Source organism: Microvirga zambiensis WSM3693 (assembly GCF_016735695.1).
In the GTDB taxonomy this organism is placed as follows: Bacteria; Pseudomonadota; Alphaproteobacteria; order Rhizobiales; family Beijerinckiaceae; genus Microvirga; species Microvirga zambiensis.
The window spans coordinates 1-20,173 of sequence record NZ_JAERQD010000018.1; the positions used below are offsets into that span (position 1 = coordinate 1).

The window sequence follows — 20,173 nt, forward strand, 5'->3', positions numbered from 1 at the left end:
TCGGCGAGCGAGATCACCCGCGACGACTTCGTCCCAGGCGCAGGCTCCAACTCGTAGAGCGTCACGACCGGGCCGGGATTGACCTTGGTGATGGCGCCGCGGACCCCAAAGTCCTCGAGGGTGCCTTCGAGCAGGGCGGCGTTCTGCTCCAGGGCCTCGGCCGAGATCGTCGGGACCGACGGCCGCTTCGGCTCGGCGAGCAGGCCGAGCTGCGGCAGCTGGTAATTCTCTTCGTCGAGCAGGGAGGGCTGGGCCTCGCGGGCCATGCGCTTGCCGGGTTTCGGCGCCGCATGGGCGGGGCCAACCCGGGTCGGGGCAGGCTCGGGCCTGGCGGCCTGGCGGACGGGCGGCAGCTCCTCCCCGTCCCAGCCGGCCTCGTCCTCGTCGTGCATGGGCGCGGAGGAGGGTGCCGGGCGCGGACGCGGAGGTGCGCCGTCGAGAACCGGTTCGCGGCGCAGGCCGGGCTGGCGCGACGGCCGCTTCGCCGGCTCTGGCGCTGCCTCATATTCGTCGTCGAAGCTCTGCCGGCGCCCCTCCTTCCAGCGGCGGGCCGAGGCGCGCAGGCTCATGAGGCCATGGGCGAGGGCACCGAGCGAGACGATGCCCCAGCCGGGTTCGTCGTGGCCGATCTCCTCCGCCTCGTCCCAATCCTGGAGTTTGCGGCGCCGGGCCGGCTGAAGGTCTTCGAGCTCCTCCGGCTCCTCGTGGCGGCGTCCCTCCGCCGGGCCGAGGCCGCACGCGGCGGTGAGGGTCAGGATCGCGATGCCGGCGAACAGGAGGCCGAGCACGGCGCTGGCGGCCCCGCTGGACAATCCCGTGACCGCCTTGGCACCCGCGAGGATCGCATCGCCGACCACGCCGCCGAGGCCTGTCGGCAGGGGCCAGCTCTGGGTCGGGGGCAGGGCGCTCGCCAGCGCCGTGGCGGCGCCGGCTCCGATGACCCAGAGGGCAAGGCGCAGCTGCAGGCGGCCGAGATCGCCGGATTTCATGAGCCGCCAGCCCCAGAGGGCGAGGGGCAGCACGGCGGCGATGGCGCCAAGTCCCAGGAGCTGCATGAGCAGGTCGGCGACGATGGCGCCGGGCCAGCCGAGCAGGTTGCGGACGGGCAGGTCGGTGGCGTTGTTCAGGCTCGGGTCGTCGACCGACCAGGTGCCGAGCGCCACCGCGACCGCACCGGCGGCGGCGATCAGGCACAGGCCCGTCAGCTCCTGCGCGCGGCGGGCGAGAAAGGCCCGGAAGGCGCTGAAGAGGCCATCATAGGCTGAGGAAGAACGGCGGGCCGCACGCATCGAACCACTCTGAAAACCATGGGACGGGACAATGTTGCTACGGATCGTAGCGGCGCCGGGTTAAGGGTCCTTTAACCGTAAACGGATTGGGCGGGGGCGAGCGCGGATTTCCCGGCTCCTGCTCGCGGGGGAGTACCACGCTCCGTCATGGCCGGGCTCGTCCCGGCCATCCCGATCCCGCGGAGCGCCGCGCTTTTCTTGATCGGGATCACCGGCACAAGGCCGGTGACGACGTGGGAGGGTGCAAAGGCCTTCTGTCCTGTTGACGTCCGATGCCGAAAAGACCAGTGTCCCGGCCATGTCAGGCAGGGCTTCCCGGACGGTTTGGACGCGCGCCGCGATTGCGGCCGTGATGGCCTATGCCTTCGTGCTGCAGCTCGTGCTTCTCTCCGTCAGCGGCGCCTTTCATGCCGCCGCAGCCGCCGAGGCGCAGGGGATCATCTGCGTCCAGGACGGTTCGAGCGCGCCCGATCACGATCCGAAGAAGGCGCATGAGGCTCTCTGCTGCACGTTAAGCTGTCACAGTCCCGGCGCAGCGGGGCCGGCTCCGGCCGCCGCCATCCTCGGGCGCATCGCACCGGTCGCGATGGCGACCGAATTGCTCGGCGATGCGTTCGATCTGCGTCTGACATCCACTGTCCTGCCTCTGGGATCGCGCGCGCCGCCGCGCCTCGGCTGATTGCCGACCGACGATTTCCCTTCTCTCAAGGACAGTTTTCCATGATCCCGTCTCGCCTCGGCGCGCTTGCCGCCGTTTTCGTTGCCGTTTCCACTCCCGCGCTCGCCCATGTGAGTTTCGAGAACGGTCAGGCCAATCCCAATTCCACCTACAAGGCGACCTTGCGCATCCCCCATGGCTGCGCCGGCAAGCCGACCCTGAAAGTGCGCGTGCGCATCCCGGAGGGCGTCGTCGCGGTCAAGCCGATGCCCAAGGCCGGCTGGAAGCTCGAGACCGCCAAGGGCGCCTACGTGAAGGCCTATCAGGTCAATGGCGAGGCGGTGAGCGAGGGCGTTACCGACATCGTCTGGACCGGCTCGCTCGACGATGCCTATTACGACGAGTTCGTGTTCCAGGCCCGCTTCACCGACGCCTATCAGCCGGGTGCGACGGTCTATTTCCCCGTGGTGCAGGAATGCGATGCTGCGACCGAGGAATGGACTCAGGTGCCGGCCGCGGGCGAGGATCCGCACAGCCTGAAATCGCCTGCGCCGGGCATCCGCATCGCCGGCACCGCCACGGCCGCGACGCAGAACGTGAAGGCAGGCGCGCTGACGCTCGCGCAACCCTGGTCGCGGGCGACGCCCGGCGGCGCCAAGGTCGGCGGCGGCTATCTCTCCATCACCAATGCGGGCACGGCCTCCGACCGTCTCGTCGGCGGCTCGTTTCCGCTCGCCTCCAAGGTCGAGGTGCACGAGATGCGCATGGAGGGCGACGTCATGCGCATGAAGCCCGTCGAGGGCGGTCTCGAGATCAAGCCCGGCGCCACCGTGGAACTGAAGCCGGGCGGTCTCCATCTCATGTTCATGGACCTGAAGGAGCCGCTGAAAGAGGGCCAGACCATCAAGGGCACCCTCGTCTTCGAAAAGGCGGGCGCCGTCGAGGTGGAATATTCGGTGCGCGGCATGGGCGGCGCAGGCTCCTCCGAGCACAAGCACTAAAGCGGGAGGCAAGCCATGACGTTCAAGCGTCTTCTCGTCCCCCTTCTGGTCTTCACCACCGGCCTCCTGGTCCTGCTGGTGACCGCAGGCCTGCTGCTGTTCCCGTCCGGGCAGCAGCAGAGCGCCGGCCGGGTGCCGATCGGCGGGCCGTTCAAGCTCACGAGCCATGAGGGCAAGCCGTTCACGGAAGCAGACCTGAAGGGCAAGCCCTTCGTGGTCTTCTTCGGTTTCACCCATTGCCCCGAGGTGTGCCCGACGACCCTCTACGATCTGACCCAGGACATGGCGGCCCTGGGCAAGGATGCCGACAGGCTGCAGGCGGCCTTCGTCACGGTGGATCCGGCGCGCGACACGCCGGAGCTGATGAAGACCTATCTCTCCTCCTTCGATCCGCGCATCGTCGGATTGTCGGGCACCGAGGACGAGATCGCGGCGGCGGCGCGCGCCTACAAGGTCTATTACCGCAAGGTGCCGACCGATGACGGCTACACCATGGATCATTCGGCGACCCTGTTCCTGATGGACAGCAAGGGCGAGTTCTACGGCACCTCCAACTTCCAGGAGCCGGAGGAGACGCGCCGCGCCAAGCTGCGGCAGCTGATCAAGAACGGGTGAGGTTTGCGTGAGTCATCCCGGACGGCGCAGCCGATCCGGGATCGCATGCAGGATAAAGCGCGACCAGCCCTCTCCCCCCTTGTGGGGGAGAGATGGAGAGGGGGGTGCTGGCGCGTCATTCTGGGAGGTTGGCGCTCACACCCCCCTCCCTAGCCCTCCCCCACAAGGAGGGAGGGGATACCTGCGCTACACTCGTCTCGCGATCCCGGATCTTCGCTGCGCTTCGTCCGGGATGACTGCCTTATCCAACAAAAAAGCCCCGGCCGAGAGGCCGGGGCTTTCCGTTTCCGCCTCTGGAAGGCTGTTCTTCAGTAGTTGTAGGCACGCTCGCCGTGGTCGGCGAGGTCGAGGCCTTCGCGCTCCTGGTCCTGGGTGACGCGCAGGCCGACGACCAGGTCGGTGATCTTGTAGAGCACCACGGAGCCGATGCCGGTCCAGAGCAGGGTGATGACGACCGCGATGACCTGCGTCACCAGCTGGCTGCCGATGGCGTATTCGCCGACGCCGTAGCCGCCGAGCGAAGGTGCCGCGACGATGCCGGTGCCGATGGCGCCGATGATGCCGCCGACGCCGTGGATGCCGAACACGTCGAGGGCGTCGTCATAGCCGAGTGCGTTCTTCACGCCGGTGACGGCGATGTAGCAGACCGCGCCGGCGACGAGGCCGAGAACGATCGAACCCATCGGGCCGGCAAGACCGGCGGCAGGCGTGATGGCGACGAGGCCGGCGACCGCACCCGAGGCGATGCCGAGCAGCGAGGCCTTGCCCTTGCCCATGGCTTCCACGGTCATCCAGGACAGGCCTGCGGCGGCCGGAGCGAGGATGGTGTTGATCACGGCAAGCGCGGCGCCGCCGGTGGCCTCCAGGTTCGAGCCGGCATTGAAGCCGAACCAGCCGACCCACAGCAGGCAGGCGCCGACGAAGGTGAGCGTCAGCGAGTGCGGGGCGAGCAGGTCGCGGCCATAGCCGACGCGCTTGCCGATCATGATCGCGCCGACGAGGCCGGCCACGCCCGAGTTGATGTGAACCACCGTGCCGCCCGCGAAGTCGAGGGCGCCCATGGCGAAGAGATAGCCTTCCGAGAACCACACCATGTGCGCGATCGGAAGATACACGAAGGTCAGCCACAGGCCGGTGAACACCATCACCGCGGAGAACTTGATGCGCTCGGCGAAGGCGCCGACGATCAGGGCAGGCGTGATGGCCGCGAAGGTGAGCTGGAAGGCGATGAAGGTGAATTCCGGAATCGCGACGCCCTTGGTGAAGGTGTCGGCGGTGGAATCCGTGGTCACGCCGGCCAGGAACGCCTTGGAGAAGCCGCCGATGAAGGCGCCGACGCCTTCGCCGCCGGAGGTGAAGGCGAGCGAGTAGCCGTAGAACGACCACAGGATCGCAACGAGGGAGAACACGGCGAAGACCTGCATCAGCACCGAGAGCATGTTCTTGGTGCGCACGAGGCCGCCATAGAACAGGGCGAGGCCCGGGATCGTCATGAGGATCACGAGGATCGTCGAGACGAGCATCCAGGCCGTGTCACCCTTGTTGACCGTCGGTGCGGCTGCGTCCTGCGCGAGGGTGGGGTCGACGAGTGTGAGGCTTAAACCCAGCGCACCGAGCGCCGGCATGAGGAGATGACGAAACTTCATCGGATGTGAACTCCGGAAAAAACAGGAAATCAAAGGGCGTCGATGTCGGTCTCGCCCGTGCGGATGCGAACCGCTTTCTCGAGCGAGGTGACGAAGATCTTGCCGTCGCCGATCTGGCCCGTGCGCGCGGCCGCCGTGATCGCATCGATCACCTGGGGCACGAGCTCGCTCGCCACCGCGACCTCGATCTTCAGCTTCGGCAGGAAGCTCACGGCATATTCCGCGCCGCGATAGATCTCCGTATGGCCCTTCTGCCGTCCGTATCCCTTCACCTCGGTCACGGTGAGGCCGTGCACGCCGAGAGCGGTGAGCGCGTCGCGCACCTCCTCGAGCTTGAACGGCTTGATGACCGCCATCACGATTTTCATGGGTTGAGCCCCCTTTTTGAGACGTCCGCCCGACACCGAGCGGCGGTTTCCACGATGAACCCGGCCTGGTCCGGACGGGTGTCGCGGGGCTCTACGCAAGAAGCGTGCCAAGGCCTTGAGGCCATAGGGGATCGGCCCCTGCCTGGAAAAGAGGCAGCGGAAGCTCGGCTATAAAATAGCTTATTTGATGAAATTTTAGGCAGAAGGTATCAGCGACGCACGCGGATGAGGCCTTCCTGGGCAACCGATGCGACCAAGGTCCCATCCTGCTTAAAAATGAGTCCGCGCGAGAAGCCGCGCGCGCCGCCTGCGCTGGGCGTATCCTGCGCGTAAAGCAGCCATTCGTCGGCGCGGAAGGGGCGGTGGAACCACATGGCGTGGTCCAGGCTCGCCGGCTGGATGTCGGGTTCGAAGACGGTCCGCCCATGGGGAATCAGGGAGGTGTCGAGGAGCGTCATGTCGGAGGCGTAGGCCAGGACGCATTGGTGGATCGCCGGATCGTCGGGCAGGCGGCCGGTGGTCTTGATCCAGACATGGAAACGCGGCTCGCCCGGATCGCGCGAGAGATAGCGGTTGATCTCCACGGGCCTGATTTCGAGCGGTCGCTCGCGCTCGTAATAGGTGCGCATGGGCTCCGGCATCTTGAGGAGCAGGCCGCCTTTCACCTCTTCCTCGCTCGGCAATTCGTCGGGGCCAGGCACCTTGGGCATCTCCGCCTGATGCGCAAAGCCGTCCTCCTCGAGATGGAAGGAGGCCGACATGGAAAAGATCGCCTGCCCGTGCTGGATCGCCAGCACCCGGCGCGTGGTGAAGCTCTTGCCGTCGCGGATGCGATCCACCTCGTAGATGATCGGAACCTTGGGGTCGCCGGGCAGCATGAAGTAGCAGTGGAGCGAATGGGGATGGCGCCCTTCGACCGTGCGTGTTGCGGCCACCAGCGCCTGGCCGACCACCTGTCCGCCGAAGACCCGCTGCCAGCCGCTTTTCGGGCTCTGGCCGCGAAACAGGTTCACCTCGAGCTGTTCGAGGTCGAGAATGGCGAGAAGGTCGGAAACGGCGCGGGACATGGGTTTTGAGATCCTTCGATCGGATGCTGTCATCCATTGGGGAGAGGTTCAAGAAGGTCAAGCTTGACGCTGGCCGATGGATCGCTGACACCCACCTATAACGTTCGAGTGCCGAAGGTCGAGTGATGGAGACGCAAGCGATGAGCGCAGCAAGGCGGAAGGCCCAATCCCCGACGCGTCCGCGCATCGTCATCGCCGGCGGCGGTCTGGCCGGGCTGTCCCTCGCGCTGGCGCTCAAGACGGCGCTCTCGGACGGCGTGGATGTGACCATGTGCGATCCGGCGCTCAAGCGCGATCCGCACGGCGACAAGCGCTCCTACGCCATCGCCGCGGCCGCCCGCCGGATGCTGGAGGCGCTCGGCGTCTGGAGGGAGGTTGAGGACAGGGCGCAACCGATCCTCGACATGGAGATCACCGACAGCCGGCTGCAGGACCCGGTGCGCCCGACATTCCTCACCTTCGCAGGCGAGGTGGGTGCGGGCGAGCCCTTCGCGCACATGATGACCGCGGGCGACATCACCGCCGCGCTGCTCGATGCCTGCCGGAAGGCGGGCGTCGATCTCAGGGCCGAAGGCGTGAAGGGATTTGCCGTAGCCGGAGCGCATACGGATGTCGCGCTGACCGCCGGTGAGACCCTTCACGCAGCGCTTCTGGTTGCCGCCGACGGCGCGCGCTCGCGCCTGCGCGAGCAGGCCGGCATCGGCTGGATCGCCTGGCCGTACAAGCAATCCGGCATCGTCGCCACCATCGCCCATGAGCGCGATCACGAGGGCAGGGCAGTGGAGCACTTTTTGCCCTCCGGCCCCTTCGCGATCCTGCCCCTGAAGGACGAAATCCGGGCCGACGGAACCGTGCATCACCGCTCCTCCATCGTCTGGACCGAGCGCGCGGAGAACGTGCCGGCGCTGCTCGAGTCCCACCCCGAAGACCTGCTCATCGAGCTCGAGCGCCGCTTCGGCCTGCAGCTCGGCAGATTGTCCTTCGAGACCCGCCCGCAGGCCCATCCCCTGTCCTTCGGTGTCGCACGCTCCTTCGTCGGCGAAAGAGTGGCGCTTCTCGGCGATGCCGCCCATGTGATCCACCCCATCGCCGGCCAGGGTCTCAATCTCGGCCTGCACGATGCGGCGGCGCTCGCCGAGATCGTCACCGATGCCATGCGCTTGGGGCTGGATCCCGGCGCGGCCGACGTGCTCGATCAGTACGAGCGCGCGCGGCGTGCCGACATCACCGCCATGGGCCTGATGACGGATGGCCTGAACCGCCTGTTCTCCAACGACATGCTGCCCGTGCGCCTAATCCGCGATCTCGGCCTCGGCCTCGTCGACCGCATGCCGGGACTGAAGCGCTTCTTCATCCGCGAAGCCGCAGGCCTGACCGGCCGCGAGGCGCCGCGGCTGCTGAAGGGTGAGGCGCTCTGACGCAATCACTTTGGCCTTAAGCCTTCACGTCTGCGAAGAGACCGGAACGGCATCTCGGTGGGTAGTGTAATGCTTCTCATGAAATAGAATAACGTATATAGTGGCATCCTGCTTTTCAGACCTTGCGGATGCTTCATGGCCACAGTGATCTTCGACGACACCAATCCCCTTCCCGCGAGCGGAGCGGAGGCAAGGCTGCAATTCAGCGGAGCCGGTCTGCTCGTGATCGACCTTGACGTAATCAGCGACACTCTGACGGGCATCAAAGCGAACGCAGTGGATCACCTCCTGGTCCGCAAGACCAGGAAAGTCGCTGGATCGACCGACGGCATATACCTCACGGGACCTGCGACCTTCGTGACCAACGAGGGCACCATCGAAGGTGGGAATGGGTCAGCGATCCAATACGCGGGAAGCGGAGCCCTCACGCTCACAAATTTCGGAACGATCACCTCCGCCTCTCTCGCCGTCCTGGGCAATGCGGGCAACGACAGGATCGTCAATACCGGTACCTTGAACACCACATCAACGGCTTCCGACGCTGTCCTCCTGGACCTGCAGGACGGCAACGACTTCTACGACGGCCTTCAGGGGTCCGCGACCCGTGGCGTCATCAAGCTCGGAAACGGCAACGATACCGCCTATGGCGGCGCGGGTGCGGAGAGGTTCTCCGGCGGCGCAGGCAACGATTTCATCGATGGCGGCAGCGGAAACGACACGGTCGATTACTCCGAGGCGGCGGCCGGTGTGAGGGTCAATCTCTCCAGCACGAATATCCAGATCATCGGCGAGAACAGTGGGCAGGGCAACGACACGCTTCTCGACATCGAGAATGTGATCGGCGGCGCGCATAATGACGACCTCATCGGCAGCACCGGCAGCAATACCCTCGTGGGCGGCGGCGGAAACGACACGCTCGAAGGTGGGGCAGGCAGCGACAGCCTCGATGGCGGCACCGGCAATAACACGGCGCGCTACACAGGCTCCTCGTCAGCGAGGGTTAATCTCACGATATCCGGCTCACAGAACACCAACGGCTACGGGTCCGACACGCTGGTCAACATCGTGAATCTGGAAGGCGGCTCCGGCGCCGACCGGTTCATCGGCAACGATGCCGACAACAAACTCATCGGCAATGGCGGCAAGGACACGCTCCAAGGCGGCAAGGGCAACGATACTTTGGAGGGCGGCTCGGGTGAGAACACGGCGGTATTCTCCGGCGTGCGGGCGAACTACGACATATCCCCGAGCATCAATGGCTCCTATCTCATCGAAGACCTGGTGGGTGGACGCGACGGCATCGACCGGGTCACGGACATCCGCTTCTTAGAGTTCTCGGACCAGACGATCGCTCTCACCAACCGCGCGCCTACCAATATTTCCGTGTCGAGCACCTCCATCTCGGAAAGCACGCAGGTCGGCGAGAGCGTGATCAATCTCTACAGCACCGATCCCGACGGCGACGACCTGACCTACAGCCTCGTGTCGAATCCTGGTGGGTTCTTCGGCCTTGATGCAAGCGGCGAAGAGATCGTTCTGGTGAGGGCCCTCGATTACGAGACCGCCACCGAGCATACGCTCTCCGTCAAGGTACAGGACGCCTATGGCGGCGAGTTCACCAGGACCCTCAGTATCACCGTGCGCAACACCGTCGAGACGACCCCGCAGGTCCGGTCCGGAACGTCGCGCGCGGATCAGCTGACCGGTGAGTCGGGCAATGACCGGCTCTCGGGCCTCGGCGGCAACGACACCCTCTCCGGCCAGATCGGCAACGACACGCTCATCGGCGGGACCGGCAACGACACGCTCTTCGGCGGGGCTGGAAAGGATGTCTTCGTCTTCGATCAGAGGCCGAGTGCCAAAACGAACCGCGATACCATCGCGGATTTCGTGCCCGTCGACGACGTGATGCACCTGTCGAAGAAGGCCTTCCCCAAGCTGTCCAAGGGCACGCTGTCGAGCAAAGCCTTCGTAGTGGGCGACCGGTTCAAGGACGGCGATGACCGGATCCTGTACCTGAAGAAGAGCGGCGCCCTGTTCTACGATCCGGACGGGTCCGGATCGGCCAACGCGATCCAGTTCGCCAGCATCGGCAAGAACCTGAAGATCACGCACAAGGACTTCTTCGTGATCTGACAATCCGGCGCATCAATCTCCTGCCTCATCCTGAGGGCTAGGGATAGCGACCACCGCGCCAGACTTTGAGGACGACGCGTTCGGAGGAAAAAGCCCGGCTCGGATGTCCGAGCCGGGCTCTGCTTCAAAGACGCAAACGGGCCTTACTTCGCGGCCTTGGCGCGCTCGACGGCCTCGAGGATCAGCCGGCGGGCCTCTTCGGCATCGCCCCAGCGGATGATCTTGGCCCATTTGCCGGGCTCCAGGTCCTTGTAGTGCTCGAAGAAATGCTCGATCTGCTTGATCGTGATCTCGGGCAGGTCCGTATAGGTCCCGACCCGGTCGTAGCGCTGGGTCAGCTTGCTCGACGGCACGGCGATGATCTTCTCGTCCTGGCCGCCGTCGTCTTCCATCACGAGGACGCCGACGGGGCGCACGTTCATGATGGCGCCCGGCGCGATGGCGCGGGTGTTGGCGACGAGCACGTCGCAGGGGTCACCGTCGCCGGACAGGGTGTGGGGGATGAAGCCGTAATTCCCGGGATACCGCATGGAGGTATAGAGGAAGCGGTCGACGACGAGGGCGCCGGATTCCTTGTCCATCTCGTACTTGATGGGCTCGCCGCCGAGGGGCACTTCGATGACGACATTCACGTCGTCCGGCGGGTTCTTTCCAATCTTGATCGCATCGAGGCGCATAGAGCTGTTCTCCGGAACAGGGCTTGAAGCATCGTCGTGTGCCGCGCCCTCCCCGGGAGGAAGGCGGCACCAGAAATGACGCTTCCCTAGAGCATCGGCTGCAAAAGGGGAACCCTTTTCGAAGCGCTCAATGTCAAGGGATTCGGGGCTTTTTCGGGAGGGAAGGCCCGGTCAGCGGAAGAGATAGGCGACCTTGGCCAGGGGCTTTCCGCCGATGCGCTCCTCGACCCGGGCGATGCGCTGCCCGCCCATGCCCGCATAGAAGGCGCAGGCGCGCCCGTTTTCCTCGAGCGCCCAGACCGCGATCCGCTCCATCTCCCGGTGGCGGAGATCGTTGCAAACGGCCTTGAACAGGCGCCGCCCCAGCCCGATGCCCTGGTATTCCGGCAGCAGATAGAGCTCGTCGATTTCCCCCTTCGCCGGCAGCGACCGGTCGCGGCAGCGGCCGTAGGACGCGTAGCCGACAGCCCCCTGGCCCATGTCGAGCACCACGAGCGGCCGCCCGCGGGAAACGGTGGAGCGCCACCAGCGCTGGCTGCGCCGGGAGATCATCTTGTCGAGGGTCACGCCGGGGATGATCCCGAGATAAGCCTCCCGCCAGGCCGCCTCGAAGACTTTGGACAACGCGTCGGCATCGTCGGGCTTCGCATGGCGGATGCTGACAAGAAGGTCGCTCATGGCTCTTGGCAAAGGGGTGAGAGGCAATGACCCAGTTTCCGCGCGAAAGGGTTAACGGCGCCCTAACGCACCCCGCGAGCGTAGGCGCGAAAGCGTGGCGTTTTAAGTCCTCAGGCGGGGTAGGGGACCGGTCAAAACGACGCAAGGCGCGGCACCGGGCAATCCCTGGATCTGGATCTCGGATGTCCGGACTTTCCGAAATGCAAGGGACCGCACGTATGAAAATTGTCACGATATGCTATAACGAGCTCCCTTGAGCGAGAGGCCGGACCTTCGCTCGGCGGAGTGCGCGCGTCATGGCCCAATATCGATTCGATCCCGTTACGAACACCTACTTCCTCGACGAGGCCCAAGATTTCTCCCTGTCGGACGGCCAAGAGCACACCGATCAGAATGCCGGCGTGACCGGCAATGCCCTCGACAACCACATCACCGGAAACGGCGCGGATAACCGGCTCGATGGGGGAGAAGGCGCGGACACCCTGGAAGGGGGCGGGGGCAACGACGCCTATGTCGTCAATGATCCCGAGGACGCGATCATCGAGAACGCGGGAGGCGGCACCAGGGATTTCGTGACGGCCTATGTGTCCTACACCCTCCCCGATCATGTCGAAATCCTGGAGTTGCAGGGATACAACCCCATCGACGGCGCCGGCAATAACGGCGACAACACGATCTACGGCAGCGACGGCAGCGCAAATCGCCTCGAAGGCCTGGGCGGGAACGACCAGCTGTATGGCAATGGCGGCAACGACACCCTCGACGGCGGCGAAGGCGCCGACGTGCTCGAGGGCTGGACGGATAACGATTTCCTCTCCGGCGGCGCAGGCAACGACATTCTGAATGGCGGCGACGGCAGCGATACGGCGGTCTTCGCCGGCGCCCTCGAGAACTACACCGTCACCAGGAATGAAGACGGCTCCTTCACGGTGGTCGATAGGCGGCCGGACGGCGATGGCGTGGATACCCTCACGGGAATCGAATTTCTCCAATTCGCCGGATTGACCGTCGATCTTTCTACCGCCGACGAAACGCCATCCGGCCTAAAACTGGCCGCCAGCACGGACGAGGTCTCCGTTGTCGAAGGCGCAACTGAGATCGGTGCGCTGACGGCCGACCAGGGCGGGATCGCCTGGTCCTTCGACGACACGACTGAGGGCGGCGGCGATGCCGACGGCATGTTCGTCATCGAGGACGGCATCGTCAAACTCGCTCCCGGCAAGGCGCTCGACTATGACGGGCCGGGAGCCGTGCATACCTACACGATCGTCGTCACGGCCAGGAACGCGTTCGGCGTCACGACCACGCATTCGTTCACGATCAACGTCGCCAATGACCCCTCGGACGACAATCGCGCTCCGACGGGCATCTCGGTTGCAGGCGGCACGGTTGCGGAAGATGCGGAGACAGGTGCGGTCGTCGCGACGCTGACCGGTGAAGATCCGGATGCGGGCGACGCCTTCACTTATGAGATCGTCGCCAATGCGAATGGCGACGAGCTTCCCGGCGGACATCCGCTTTTTGCCGTCGGCACGGGAGCGGATTCAGACAGGATTCTGCTCAAGACGGGTCTCGATGACGAGCAGGTCGGGCCGCACGAACTCTGGATCAAGGTCACGGATGCCGGCGGCCTCTCCACGATCCACAGGATCACGCTCGACGTCACGAATGTGAACGAGGCTCCGACCGATATACGGCTCGACGGCTTTTCCGGTGAAGTGACGGAGGGAACGACGATCATCGGCACTCTCCAGGCCGACGACGAAGATGAGGATTCCATCAGCTGGGCCTTCGACACGAACGCCGAAGGCGGCGGCAATGCCGGCGGCATGTTCGTGATCGATGACAATGGACAGGTCAGGCTCGCTGCTGGGAAGGTGCTCGAATACGACGGCCCGCAGGCCGTGCGATCCTACACCATTCATGTCTTTGCATCGGACGGCCACGGTGGTGAGACCAAAAAAGCCTTCACGATCGATGTCGCCAATGATCCCTCGGATGACAATCGCCCTCCGACGGGCCTGACGCTGTCGATCCATATCAGCGAGAGCGCTACATCGATCACCGTGGGGACCCTGAGCGCGACGGATCCGGACGGCGATACGCTCACCTACACGTTGGTGGACGAAAACGGTAACGACGTTTCGGCCGCCAGCGAATTTGCCATCCGGCCCCTCAGGAGAGGCGCCGAGGTGATCGGGTACGAACTGGCGACCAAGGGCGGCATCCAGGTCACGGCGGATGAAACCCGCAACATCTGGGTGAAGGTCGACGACGGCAAAGGCGGCACGGCGACCCAAAAGTTCATCGTCACGATCAAGGACGTGCCGGCGCCGGCAAACCATGCTCCGACCGACATCATCCTCAGCTCTGCTTCGGTGCAGGAAGGTGCTGCAAGGGGCACGCTGGTGGGTCTTCTCTCGGCCACGGATCCGAATGCCGGCGACAGCTTCACCTTCTCGCTCACCGACGAGCGCTTCGAGGTCAGCGCGGATGGACTCCTCCTCGTCAAGGATGGCGCCAGGCTCGACTACGAGATGGCGCAGTCCCATCAAATCCGCGTCACGGTGGCAGACAAGGCAGGCGCAACCTACGAGGAGGTGTTCACGATCCAGGTTGCGGATGTGGTCGAGACGCAGACCGGCACGAAAGGCAACGATGCCCTGACGGGCGGCATCGGCAATGACAGGTTGTTCGGATCGGTGGGCAACGACCGCCTCTTCGGCGTTGACGGCAACGACACGCTCTACGGCGGCGCAGGCAAGGACGTACTGACGGGCGGCAATGGCAGCGACATTTTCGTGTTCGACACCAAGCCGAACGCGAAAACGAACAAGGACAAGATCGTCGACTTCGTCGTGAAAGACGACAGCCTCTGGCTGGACAACAAAGTCTTCACCAAGCTGGGCAAGTCCGGCACGTCCGATAATCCGGCCCAACTGAAGAAAGGATTCTTCACCATCGGCACGAAGGCCAAGGATGCGAACGACTACCTGATCTACGACAAGACTAAGGGCGTACTTTACTACGATGCCGATGGCTCGGGCAGGGGCAAGGCGGTGGAGATCGCGACCCTCTCGAAGAAGCTTGCGATGACCGAGAAGGATTTCTTCGTCGTTTGACATGAAGCGAGAGCGAGGCGCTTCAAACCGGGGCGCTTTGCCGCTACCGACACGCATCCCTTAGTTTCGGTGCCGGACCATACGAGCCGACAGAATGCTGGACAGGGGAAATGTTCCTGCCGGATCGCATGCCGAAAGGTCAAAGGATCGCCCGTCGCCGATGATGGCGGCCGTCTTGATGAGACGATGATGCCGCCGGGCTTCCAATGAGGCGACCATTCTGGCATATATTAACGCTATAACAATAAGATAGCACGCTCGGTGGGAATCGATATATGGCAGCACCTGTTCTTTGGGGTTCGGAATTCCTCGTCAACGAGACGACGGCCCGTTCGCAGCTCCTGCCGGCCAGTGCAGTTCTCGCTGACGGGAGCATCGTCGTCTGCTTCGTCGATTGGAGCCAAGCTGAAACCAGTCGTTCCCTTGATATCCGAGCACGCATCTTTAATCCCGACGGCACCGTAAAGAAGTCGGAGTTCGTCGTCAGCAGCACCTCGGAGGGCAGTCAGTACGAACCTGACATCGTAGCTCTGAGCGATGGGGGATTCCTTATAGCCTGGCAGGATAATGGTCCGCCGGATCCCCTCATCCGAGTTCGTGCCTTCGACGCTATGGGCAATGCCCCGGAAAGCGACTTCGTGCTGGGCGAACTCACAGGGAGCACGCTCGGCTACGTCTCCCTTGCCGCCCGTGCCGATGGAGGGTTCACGGCAGCATACGGCGCCGATGACGGTCGGGACTATGGAGTCCGGTTCCGCAGCTATGCGCGGGGCGACGGCGGCCAATGGCAAGCCGGGGATGAAAGGGCGGTTAGCGGCACTGCAGGCTTCGACCAGCTGAAGCCGGTCGTCAGGACCCTGACGGCTCAAAACGATCTTCTCGTGTATGTAGACGACGGCAGTCAGGCGACGGACATCCGCGCCCGCATATTTGCACGCGCGGATGGAGGCGTGGTCAAGGACATCACGGTCGCTGCCGATGTGTACCAGTCCGGATCTCCCTCAGCCACCTTGCTGAAGGATGGTCGCTTCGTCGTCACGTGGATGACTGGCAATCTCGAAACCCACGACCTCCAGGGCCAGATCTTCGATGCGAACGGCAATCCGGCAAGCGCTGTCCTAACTCTCACGACCGATGTCGCAACAGCTGCCAATCCCATCGTCGCCCTCGACGATGGCGGATTTGCCATCGCCTTCGGTCACACGCTTTCAGGCCAGGACGATCCCTCCGATATCCATCTCGCCACATTTGATCGGGACGGGGTTCAACAGGGCAGCGTCGGGGTCACTGCCGACCCGACAGCAGGGCAGTGGGATCCTTCTCTCTCAAAGCTTCCGGACGGCCGGCTCGTCGTCAGTTGGACCGATTACAATCCTCAAGGGGATTCTTCTGAAACCAGCGTGCGCGCACGGATCGTCGATCCGCGCCAGAAGGCGGTCAACCTAACCGGCACGCCGTTCGACGACGAGTATTACGGCACGGGCTTCGACGACACGCTGGCAGGCGCCGCGGGCGCGGACGAGCTGCACGGCGAGGACGGCAACGACACGCTGAATGGTGGCAAGGGAAACGACACGCTCGATGGCGGCGACGGCGACAACGACCTTGCCGTGTTTTCCGGGCGGCGCGCGCAGTATCAGGTTACGCGAAACCCCGACGGAACCGTGACGGTCGAAGGGCCGGATGGCACCGATCTGGTCAAGAACGTGAGGGGCCTCCGCTTCGATGACGGCGCCGAATTGCTTGGAGCCAATGCCACTCCGACCGGACTCGCCCTGTCATCGGATCTCAGCCTGGAGGAGAACGCGCCCATCGGTGCCGTGGTCGGCACGCTCTCGGCTACCGACGCGGATGGCGACGAGGTTCGCTACAGCCTTGCTTCCGGCACGAGTTCGCCCTTCGCCATTCGCGGCAACAGCCTCGTGGTCATAAGCACCCTCGACTTCGAGACCAAGCCCACGCATCAGCTCACCATCGAGGCCAAGGATGAGTTTGGCGCATCGACCAGCCTGACGGTGACGGTCAGTGTCACCAACGCCATCGAGACCACGCCCTTCACCCTCCAGGGCACCGGCGGCGCCGACACGCTGATCGGCGAGGCCGGCAACGACACGGTCTTCGGTGCAGCCGGGAACGACCTTCTCTCCGGCGAAGATGGCGATGACCGCCTCTATGGTGGCCTTGGTAAGGATCAGCTCAAAGGCGGTTCAGGCAAGGACATCTTCGTGTTCGACACCAAGCCGAACAAGAGCACGAACGTCGACCGGATCGAGGATTTCAGCGTCAAGGACGACAGCATCTTTCTCGACAACAAGGTCTTCACAAAGCTCGGCGCCGGCACGTTCTCGAAGCCGAAGAAGTTTAATTCCGACATGTTCGTCAAAAGCACCAAGGCGCAGGATGCAGAGGACCGGATCGTCTACGACAGGAAGACCGGCGCGCTCTATTACGACCAGGACGGCACGGGATCGAAGGCGCAGATCAAGATCGCCACGCTGGCGAAAAACCTCGCGCTCACTCACAACGACTTCTTCGTCGTGTGACGCGAAACGAAACGGGGCGCCCCATGCCGGAGCGCCCCATTCGTCTCGAACCCGCCCGCTCCTCATGCGAAGAGCGGGCGTTTTGCTGTCGTATCGTCTTAAGCCGCGAGCTGGCGCAGGACGTAGTGCAGGATGCCGCCGTTGCGGAAGTATTCGACTTCCTCGAGCGTATCGATGCGGCAATGCACCGGCACCTTGCGCACCGAGCCGTCGGCGGAGGTAACTTCCATCTCCATGCGCTGGCGCGGCTTCAATTCGCCTGCGAGGCCCTTGATGGTGATCGTCTCGTCGCCCTTGAGGCCGAGCGTCTCCCAGGAGGTGCCCTGCTCGAACACGAACGGAGCAACGCCCATGCCGACCAGGTTCGAACGGTGGATGCGCTCGAAGCTCTCGGCGATCACGGCGCGCACGCCGAGCAGGATCGTGCCCTTGGCCGCCCAGTCGCGGGACGAGCCGGTGCCGTATTCCTTGCCGGCGAGAACGATGAGCGGAACGCCCTCGTCCTTGTAGCGCATGGCGGCGTCGTAGATGAACATCCGCTCGCCGGTGGGATGATGGATCGTGTAGCCGCCCTCGACCACGTGGCCGCTCTCGTCCTTCACCATCTGGTTCTTGATGCGGATATTGGCGAAGGTGCCGCGCATCATGATCTCATGGTTGCCGCGACGGGTGCCGTACTGGTTGAAGTCGGCGACCGCGACCTGGTGCTCCTGCAGGTATTTGCCGGCCGGCGAGGCCGCCCGGATGTTGCCCGCAGGCGAGATGTGGTCGGTGGTGATCGAATCCTGGAAGAGGCCGAGGATGCGCGCGTTCAGGATGTCCGTAACGGGCTTGGGATCCTTGGTCATGCCCTCGAAATAGGGCGGGTTCTGCACGTAGGTCGAGCCGGGCGGCCAGGAATAGGTGAGGCCGGGCTCGAAGGTGACTTGTCTCCAGTTGGCATCGCCCGAGAACACGTCGGCATAGCGGGTCTTGAACAGCTCGCTCGTGATCGTGCGGTCGATGAACTCCTGCACTTCCGCGGAGGAAGGCCAGATGTCCTTGAGGTACACCGGCTGTCCGTCAGAGCCCGTGCCGAGGGGATCGTTGACGAGGTCCACCAGCATGGAACCGGCGAGCGCATAGGCCACGACGAGCGGGGGCGAGGCGAGGTAGTTGGCGCGCACGTCCGGGTTCACGCGGCCCTCGAAGTTGCGGTTGCCGGAGAGCACCGACACGGCGACGAGGTCGTTGTCGTTGATCGCCTTCGAGATGTTTTCCGGCAGCGGACCGGAATTGCCGATGCAGGTGGTGCAGCCGAAGCCGACGAGGTTGAAGCCGAGCGCATCGAGGTCGCCCTGCAGGCCGGCCTTCTTGAAGTATTCCTCGACGATCTGCGATCCGGGCGCGAGCGAAGTCTTCACCCACGGCTTGGAGGTCAGGCCCTTCTTCACCGCATTGCGGGCGAGAAGACCTGCGCCGATCATTACGCTCGGGTTCGAGGTGTTGGTGCACGACGTGATCGCCGCGATCACCACGTCGCCGTGGCCGAGATCGTAATTGGCGCCGTCGACCTTCACGCGCTTGCCGATCTCGCCTGCTTTACGGAACTCCTTCTCCATGGCGCCGAGGAACTCGGGCTTGGAGGTGTCGAGCTTCACGCGGTCCTGCGGGCGCTTCGGGCCGGCGAGCGAGGGAACCACGTCGTTCAGATCGAGCTCGAGGGTGTCGGTGAAGACCGGGTCCGGCGTCTCGGCGGTGCGCCACATGCCCTGCGCCTTGGCATAGGCCTCGACGAGAGCGACGCGCTCGTCGGTGCGGCTCGTGGTGCGCAGGTAGTCGATGGTCTTGCTGTCGATCGGGAAGAAGCCGCAGGTCGCGCCGTATTCGGGCGCCATGTTGCCGATGGTGGAGCGGTCGGCCACCGACATGTCGTTGAGGCCGGGGCCGTAGAATTCCACGAACTTGCCGACCACGCCCTTCTTGCGCAGCATCTGGGTGACGGTGAGCACGAGATCGGTGGCTGTCACGCCTTCCTTCAGCTTGCCCGTGAGCTTGAAGCCGATCACCTCGGGGATGAGCATGGAGACCGGCTGGCCGAGCATGGCGGCCTCAGCCTCGATGCCGCCCACGCCCCAGCCGAGAACGGCGAGACCGTTGACCATGGTGGTGTGCGAATCAGTGCCGACCAGGGTGTCCGGATAGGCGGTTTCCTCGCCGGTCGCCGTGTCCTTGCGGGTCCACACGGTCTGAGACAGGAACTCCAGGTTGACCTGGTGGCAGATGCCGGTGCCGGGGGGCACGACGGAAAAGTTCTCGAACGCGGTCTGGCCCCATTTGAGGAAGCGGTAGCGCTCGCCGTTGCGCTGGTATTCCAGCTCCACGTTGCGGTCGAAGGCCTTCGGCGTGCCGAACTCGTCGACGATCACCGAGTGGTCGATGACGAGATCGACGGGCACGAGCGGGTTGATCTTGCGCGGGTCGCCGCCGAGGCTCTTCATGGCGTCGCGCATGGCGGCGAGATCCACCACCGCCGGAACGCCGGTGAAGTCCTGCATCAGGACGCGGGCGGGGCGATAGGCGATTTCCTTCTCGTCCTTGCCCTTGTTGTCGAGCCAGGCGGCGACGGCCTCGATATCGGTCTTGGTGACCGTGCGGCCGTCCTCGTAGCGCAGGAGGTTCTCGAGCAGCACCTTCATGGCGAAGGGCAGCTTGGAGGCGCCTTTCAGGCCGTTCTTCTCGGCCTCGACGAGGGAGTAATAGGTATAGGACTTGTCGCCGACCTTAAGAGTCTGGCGGGCATTGAAGCTGTTGTTGAGCGTCACGGCGAATCCTCGCGTGCATTTGGGTTACGAACAGTTTGTTCGGCCGAAAGCGCGATAAGCGCGCGCCGCTCCGGGGGTGCCCGGACAGGGGGTAAGCGCGCGAGACGGATTGGACGCCTTGGCGCGCGGCGCAGCCGAGGGTGCTATAGAT

General features: G+C 64.4%; 14 protein-coding genes. 7 read left to right on the forward strand and 7 right to left on the reverse strand.

Going from position 1 to position 20,173, the window contains the following annotated elements; translation table 11 throughout:
- Window positions 1–1,289: DNA translocase FtsK 4TM domain-containing protein (locus JKL46_RS15080; RefSeq protein ID WP_201834173.1), on the reverse strand; the 1,289-nt coding region annotated here is incomplete at its 3' end.
- Between the two features lie 298 nt (window positions 1,290–1,587).
- Here JKL46_RS15080 and JKL46_RS15085 point away from each other — a divergent pair.
- From JKL46_RS15085 to JKL46_RS15095, 3 genes are read left to right on the forward strand one after another with little or no spacing between them, the layout of a single operon-like run.
- Window positions 1,588–1,968: a hypothetical protein gene (locus tag JKL46_RS15085; protein WP_201834175.1), complete on the forward strand. Its 381-nt coding sequence runs from the start codon at window positions 1,588–1,590 to the stop codon at window positions 1,966–1,968.
- 41 nt (window positions 1,969–2,009) lie between these two features.
- Window positions 2,010–2,948: a DUF1775 domain-containing protein gene (locus JKL46_RS15090; RefSeq protein WP_201834177.1), complete on the forward strand. Its 939-nt coding sequence runs from the start codon at window positions 2,010–2,012 to the stop codon at window positions 2,946–2,948.
- 15 nt (window positions 2,949–2,963) lie between these two features.
- Window positions 2,964–3,563, forward strand: coding sequence for an SCO family protein (locus JKL46_RS15095; RefSeq protein ID WP_201834179.1), 600 nt, complete (start codon window positions 2,964–2,966; stop codon window positions 3,561–3,563).
- 308 nt (window positions 3,564–3,871) lie between these two features.
- Here the strand turns inward: JKL46_RS15095 and JKL46_RS15100 are convergent, their stop codons facing one another.
- The 3 genes from JKL46_RS15100 to tesB form a co-directional block, all read right to left on the reverse strand.
- Window positions 3,872–5,209: an ammonium transporter gene (locus tag JKL46_RS15100; protein ID WP_201834182.1), complete on the reverse strand. Its 1,338-nt coding sequence runs from the start codon at window positions 5,207–5,209 to the stop codon at window positions 3,872–3,874.
- 29 nt (window positions 5,210–5,238) lie between these two features.
- A complete protein-coding gene (locus JKL46_RS15105; protein ID WP_099510019.1) occupies window positions 5,239–5,577 on the reverse strand; it encodes a P-II family nitrogen regulator in 339 nt (112 codons plus the stop codon).
- A 209-nt stretch (window positions 5,578–5,786) separates the two neighbouring features.
- Window positions 5,787–6,644 (reverse strand): acyl-CoA thioesterase II, encoded by an 858-nt coding sequence (gene tesB / locus JKL46_RS15110; protein ID WP_201834184.1) that lies wholly within the window; start codon window positions 6,642–6,644, stop codon window positions 5,787–5,789.
- A 140-nt stretch (window positions 6,645–6,784) separates the two neighbouring features.
- On the opposite strand from tesB, the gene JKL46_RS15115 reads away from it, so the two are divergent.
- Window positions 6,785–8,062, forward strand: a complete 1,278-nt coding sequence (locus JKL46_RS15115) for a ubiquinone biosynthesis hydroxylase (RefSeq protein ID WP_201834186.1) — start codon at window positions 6,785–6,787, stop codon at window positions 8,060–8,062.
- Window positions 8,063–8,197: 135 nt separating this feature from the next.
- Window positions 8,198–10,198 carry a M10 family metallopeptidase C-terminal domain-containing protein gene (locus JKL46_RS15120; protein ID WP_201834188.1) on the forward strand — a complete coding sequence of 667 codons (2,001 nt, stop codon included), beginning with the start codon at window positions 8,198–8,200 and terminating at the stop codon, window positions 10,196–10,198.
- Window positions 10,199–10,341: 143 nt separating this feature from the next.
- On the opposite strand, the gene ppa is transcribed toward JKL46_RS15120, so the two are convergent.
- Together ppa and JKL46_RS15130 are read right to left on the reverse strand one after the other, a co-directional pair.
- A complete protein-coding gene (gene ppa, locus JKL46_RS15125; protein ID WP_201834190.1) occupies window positions 10,342–10,875 on the reverse strand; it encodes an inorganic diphosphatase in 534 nt (177 codons plus the stop codon).
- A gap of 171 nt (window positions 10,876–11,046) precedes the next feature.
- Window positions 11,047–11,553: a GNAT family N-acetyltransferase gene (locus JKL46_RS15130; RefSeq protein WP_201834192.1), complete on the reverse strand. Its 507-nt coding sequence runs from the start codon at window positions 11,551–11,553 to the stop codon at window positions 11,047–11,049.
- Window positions 11,554–11,849: 296 nt separating this feature from the next.
- Between JKL46_RS15130 and JKL46_RS15135 the strand changes: the two genes are divergently transcribed.
- Window positions 11,850–14,675 (forward strand): hypothetical protein, encoded by a 2,826-nt coding sequence (locus tag JKL46_RS15135; protein ID WP_201834194.1) that lies wholly within the window; start codon window positions 11,850–11,852, stop codon window positions 14,673–14,675.
- Window positions 14,676–14,950: 275 nt separating this feature from the next.
- Window positions 14,951–17,218, forward strand: coding sequence for a cadherin domain-containing protein (locus tag JKL46_RS36320; RefSeq protein WP_201834196.1), 2,268 nt, complete (start codon window positions 14,951–14,953; stop codon window positions 17,216–17,218).
- A gap of 98 nt (window positions 17,219–17,316) precedes the next feature.
- Here the strand turns inward: JKL46_RS36320 and acnA are convergent, their stop codons facing one another.
- Window positions 17,317–20,022 carry an aconitate hydratase AcnA gene (acnA, locus tag JKL46_RS15145; RefSeq protein ID WP_201834198.1) on the reverse strand — a complete coding sequence of 902 codons (2,706 nt, stop codon included), beginning with the start codon at window positions 20,020–20,022 and terminating at the stop codon, window positions 17,317–17,319.
- Window positions 20,023–20,173 lie beyond the last annotated feature (151 nt).